Raw genomic sequence first — 1,781 nt, forward strand, 5'->3', positions numbered from 1 at the left:
TATCCGAACGGCATTAGACATTGAATGTCGGCCTTTCTAAATCTAGCTTTAAGCTATGACTAAGCTTACTTAGACATTACTTTGTAGATTGGGTCTTCTGCAACGTTCGCTTCAACTAAGCTACCGGCTTTGTGCAGCATAGCAACACAGTCTTGGCTTAGGTGGCGAAGGTGAAGTGTTTTACCTAGTGCCGCGTAACGGTCAGCAATCGTGTCGATCGCTTCAATAGCAGAGTGGTCAGTAACGCGTGAGTTTGCGAAATCAACGATAACATCTTGTGGATCGTTGTATGAGTCAAACAACTCAAGGAAGTTAGCGGTTGAACCAAAGAAGATTGGACCGTTAACTTTGTACTCTTTAGAGCCTTCAGCGTTAACCGATGTGTCTGCGTAGATGTGCTTAGCATGTTGCCATGCAAACATTAGTGCAGAAGCTACAACACCCACACCAACTGCTACCGCAAGGTCTGTTAGTACTGTAACGACAGTTACAAGAACGATAACGAAGAAGTCTTGCTTAGGAACGCGACGTGCCAACTTGAAGGTTGCCCATTCAAACGTACCGATAACAACCATGAACATAACGCCCACAAGTGCTGCTAGAGGAATCATTTCAATCAGTGCAGAGCCGAACAGGATGAACATCAGTAGTGCAACTGCCGCTACGATACCTGAAAGACGACCACGACCACCTGAGTTTACGTTGATCATCGATTGACCGATCATCGCACAACCACCCATCGCGCCAAATACTGAACACGTCACGTTCGCCATACCTTGACCAACACATTCACGGTTAGATTGTCCACGAGTGTTTGTCATTTCGTCTAGTACGGTTAGCGTTAGTAGTGATTCGATTAGACCAATCGCTGCAAGAATCACTGCGTAAGGCAGGATGATGTATAGCGTTTCTAGGCTAAACGGTACTGCTGGAATAGAGAATGTTGGTAGAGAGCCCGCTAGTGTTGCTGCTTCGTCACCAGACATAGTGCGTAAGAAATCAACAACAGTACGAGTTTCTAGATCAAGGCCAACAACCAAAGCCGTTACTGTAACAATAGCAACCAATGACGATGGTACCGCTGTTGTTAGTTTAGGTAAGAAGTGGATGATAGCCATAGTCAGTGCGACTAGACCTAACATCAGTGTCATTTGACCGCTTGGTAACCAAGTTAGCGCACCTGTTACGTCTGGTGCTTTAAATTGTCCAAGCTGAGCAAGGAAGATAACAATAGCCAAACCGTTCACGAAACCAATCATTACTGGGTGTGGAACGATACGGATGAATTTACCTAGCTTAAATACACCCGCTGCAATTTGCAGAAGGCCGGCTAGCATAACTGCCGCAAAGAGGTATTGAACGCCATGGGTTGCTACTAGGCTAACCATTACAACAGCCATTGCGCCAGTTGCACCAGAAATCATACCTGGACGACCGCCGAAGACAGAAGTGATTAAACCTACGATGAATGCTGCGTAAAGACCAACCATTGGGTCAACGCCTGCAACAAAGGCGAATGCTACGGCTTCAGGTACCAGAGCTAAGGCTACGGTAAGACCTGAAAGCACATCATTTTTTACAGAGTGCTTTGAAAATTGTGGGAATTCGAACATGTTTGCTCAGCTATGCTTAAAATGGGTTTACCGACACGAATGTATTGCGTAGCCAAACAGTGATGAAAAAGAGCGGCAATAGCTAAGTGTCGAAAATATAAGTGCGCGAATGCTACCCAAAAATGTGATTAAGTTCAAGGTTGAACCCTATTTTGAGTAATATATCTA

Annotated in this window: 1 protein-coding gene; it reads right to left on the minus strand. The window is 45.1% G+C overall.

Annotated features, from left to right (window positions below; translation table 11 throughout):
• Positions 1 to 65: 65 nt before the first annotated feature.
• A complete protein-coding gene (locus AB4653_RS25345) occupies positions 66 to 1,613 on the minus strand; it encodes a SulP family inorganic anion transporter (protein ID WP_009848614.1) in 1,548 nt (515 codons plus the stop codon).
• Positions 1,614 to 1,781 lie beyond the last annotated feature (168 nt).

This window comes from Vibrio sp. 10N.222.48.A3 (assembly GCF_041475345.1).
Lineage (GTDB): Bacteria > Pseudomonadota > Gammaproteobacteria > Enterobacterales > Vibrionaceae > Vibrio > Vibrio tasmaniensis_A.